The organism is Aquirufa sp. (assembly GCF_044377215.1).
Lineage (GTDB): Bacteria > Bacteroidota > Bacteroidia > Cytophagales > Spirosomataceae > Aquirufa.
Genome location: NZ_JBILJM010000061.1, coordinates 1 through 3,474, shown reverse-complemented (window position 1 = coordinate 3,474; position 3,474 = coordinate 1). Strand labels below are relative to the sequence as shown.

Below are 3,474 nucleotides of genomic sequence, written 5' to 3'. Positions count from 1 at the left end.
AATCGAGCGCTCAGACGCAACTGGAATGATTTCAGAGACTGGAAAATTACGCTCCGCTAATACTTTTAAGATTTCGCCGCCAACCAATCCCGTGGCGCCTACAACAGCAACTTTCATGTTTATTTAATTAAAAATTATACTTCCATTGTAATGCCAACGACGGCCCGGAGGTCGGATTAGTTGGCGTAAATTCTAAACTTAATTGCGGACTTGTTTTAGCCAACGAGTTATATTTCGATAGAGCCCGGTTTAAGTTTCGCATACTCATTTTGCCTAGGTAAATATTGGCCAAAGCCGCTACTCCCACGGTCGTCAACGAAAATCCGTTGGATACTTTTCCCGGATAAATCCAGGAATAAATGGATAAACCAGCCCCCGCACTTGAAATCCAATTCATTAGATTTCGCTTCGATTTAAACCGGTAAAACTCCAAACTTACCTCGGGGTCTTTCGATTCAAGTAAGGGAATTTGCAAGGCCAACGGATTATCAATTACCTGACGCTTGTACACATACTTTTTTCTAAAACCTTGTTGGATCTGCTCAATCGAGTACAAACGTTCATTTCCTTCCCCCTGTGCAATCACTTGGACCGACATGAGCACGAAAAAAATGATAAATAAATGCCAAATTTTCACAAATCAACGCGTTTTTGTAGCCCGCAAAATTAGGGCTTATCTCGTTGAATCAAAAGGATTTTTGCGATAAAATCCATCGAAAAGATGTAGGCCCGTTGGCGAAATACACAAGTCTAACGGAATATCATGCGCTTCCACATCATCAATACGCTGAACAGGTTCATCTAAACAGACGCCAATTTTTAGGGTGTTAGGCCGACAATCCTGCAAAAAACGGTCATAAAATCCCTTGCCGTACCCGACGCGATTTCCTTTAGCGTCGAAGGCCAATAGGGGAATAATCACGAGGTCAATGTCTGCCATGTTAACTTTTTGGCATAATTCCGGATCTGGTTCCTGAATTCCCCAAGCTGAAGTCAGCAAAGAATCGTTTGATTGCACCTGATACGCGACCATATCGTGTTCATTTTCGACTCTCGGAAAACAGAGCTGATGCCCCAATGACTCCAATGTTTCATGGATAAATGACATGTGAACTTCCCGACGCTCCACAATCGGCTGGAAACTCATGATGCGATGCGGCAGCTGAAAGCTCGTAATGAAATCCATAAACTCTTGTTGGAGCGACTCATTCAACAACCCAAACACATGCTCCGACACATTTTTGCGTCGGGCTAATGCAAGTTGGCGGAGGCGTGATTTGTTCATGGATAGAGCCTTAACTATTGGTTATTTTTTCTTATTTTTGCCTCAATTTTGCCGATTATTTCATAAAAAACAACAAGACTGTGGCCTTTAAGGAATACAAAAATTTGGATTATGCTGCCGTGGCAGACGAGGTTCTAAATTTCTGGAAAGAGAATGATATTTTTGAGAAGTCTATTTCTTCTCGCGAGGGAAAGCCCACCTTTACCTTTTTCGAAGGTCCACCTTCTGCAAACGGTACCCCCGGGATTCACCACGTGATGGCGCGTACCATCAAAGATATTTTTTGCCGTTACCAAACCCTCAAAGGAAAACAAGTGAAACGTAAAGGGGGCTGGGATACCCATGGTCTTCCGGTCGAACTACAAGTTGAAAAAGAATTAGGCATCACCAAAGAGGACATTGGCAAGTCAATCTCCGTTGAAGAATACAACCAAAAGTGCCGCGAAACGGTCATGAAATTCACAGATCAGTGGAATGACTTGACGCAAAAAATGGGCTATTGGGTTGATCTCGATAATCCGTATGTGACCTACCAAACGCCCTACATTGAAAGTGTTTGGAACTTATTAAAGCGACTTTACGACAAAGGATTATTGTATAAAGGTTATACGATTCAACCCTATTCGCCTGCCGCAGGAACCGGTTTGTCGTCGCATGAATTAAACCAACCAGGCTGCTATCGGGATGTGAAAGACACGTCGTTGACCGCTCAATTTGAGGTTTCAAAAACAGCGAAATCCACATTCCTTTTCGAAAAATCAGCGGGTGCTCCCGTTTATATTTTAGCCTGGACGACAACTCCATGGACTTTGCCTTCCAACGCCGCACTGACAGCTGGGAAAAATATTTCATACGTCTTAGTTAAGACGTTTAATCCGTATACCTATCTACCTGTTCATGTCGTTTTAGCAAAGGATTTGGTTAAGAACTATTTCCAAGCTGCGGCTGAAAATGGAGATTTTGAGGCTTATCAAGCCGCTGAAAAAAAACCGGCTGCTATTCCATATACGGTAGTTGATACGTTTAAAGGCGCCGACATCGACGGAGTAGAATACCTGCAATTAATGCCCTATGTACAGCCAAAAACACCTGCTTTTCGTGTCATACTAGGTGATTTTGTGACCACGGAAGATGGTACAGGTATTGTGCATACGGCGCCTACGTTTGGTGCGGATGACTTTCGCGTAGCCCAACAAAACAATATTCCGGCCATTATGGTCACGGACGAAAATGGCAAAGAAGTCCCGTTGGTGAACCGCCAAGGATGTTTTGTGCAAGAAGTGACGGATTATGCCCTGGAGCCTGTTAAAGAGGCATATTTGACGGAAGAGGAGAAGGAGGCGGCTAAAATCAAACAAGGAAGAGATAAATATTTATCGGTGGATGAGCGCATCGCGATCCAATTAAAAACCGAAAATAAAGCGTTCAACGTACAGAAATTTGATCACCCCTATCCACACTGTTGGCGTACCGACAAGCCCGTCCTATACTACCCATTGGACTCTTGGTTCATCAAAACGACCGCGGTAAAAGACAAGTTGATCGAATTGAATAATACCATCAATTGGAAACCTGAATCCACCGGAACGGGTCGGTTTGGAAACTGGTTGGAAAATCTAGTGGACTGGAATTTATCTCGCTCTCGTTATTGGGGAACTCCATTGCCGATTTGGCGGACAGAAGATGGTTCGGAAGAATTGTGTTTTGGTTCGGTGGAAGACTTATCGCAAGCATTAGCTAAGGCTATTGAATCTGGAAAATTGACGGCAGAACAGCAACAAGGTAACGAAGCATTTATCGCCGCTGTGAAGGCAGGAGAAGCTGATTTGCACCGTCCCTATGTGGATCATATTTTTGTATTAAGTGCCTCTGGAATTGTGATGGCGCGGGAATTAGATTTGATCGATGTATGGTTTGATTCCGGTGCGATGCCTTTCGCACAGTGGCATTATCCATTTGAAAATCAAGATATATTCAAGCAGTCTTATCCAGCGGATTTCATCTCGGAAGGGGTGGACCAAACGCGCGGTTGGTTCTTCACCTTGCACGCTATTTCGGTTATGGTGGAGGAGTCAGTGGCATTTAAAAATGTGGTTTCGACGGGATTAGTCCTGGATAAAAATGGCAATAAAATGTCCAAGCGTTTGGGCAATGCCATTGATCCTTTTGATACGCTATCGAAATATGGA

General features: G+C 43.7%; 3 protein-coding genes and 1 pseudogene. 1 reads left to right on the top strand and 3 read right to left on the bottom strand.

Annotated elements, in window-relative coordinates:
• The 3 genes and pseudogenes from ACIQ6T_RS11260 to ACIQ6T_RS11250 form a co-directional block, all read right to left on the bottom strand.
• Positions 1 to 117 (bottom strand): annotated as a pseudogene (locus tag ACIQ6T_RS11260) (aspartate-semialdehyde dehydrogenase); the annotation flags it as partial.
• Between the two features lie 10 nt (positions 118 to 127).
• A complete protein-coding gene (locus ACIQ6T_RS11255) occupies positions 128 to 637 on the bottom strand; it encodes a hypothetical protein (RefSeq protein ID WP_395786436.1) in 510 nt (169 codons plus the stop codon).
• 36 nt (positions 638 to 673) lie between these two features.
• A complete protein-coding gene (locus ACIQ6T_RS11250; protein WP_395786434.1) occupies positions 674 to 1,285 on the bottom strand; it encodes a 5-formyltetrahydrofolate cyclo-ligase in 612 nt (203 codons plus the stop codon).
• A gap of 80 nt (positions 1,286 to 1,365) precedes the next feature.
• Between ACIQ6T_RS11250 and ileS the strand changes: the two genes are divergently transcribed.
• The coding region (gene ileS, locus ACIQ6T_RS11245; protein ID WP_395786432.1) for an isoleucine--tRNA ligase at positions 1,366 to 3,474 on the top strand (2,109 nt) is incomplete at its 3' end.

Bases quoted from the DNA above. Each gene is read 5' to 3' on its own strand.
- ACIQ6T_RS11250 (WP_395786434.1), bottom strand. From the start codon at position 1,285: ATGAACAAATCACGCCTCCGCCAACTTGCATTAGCCCGACGCAAAAAT.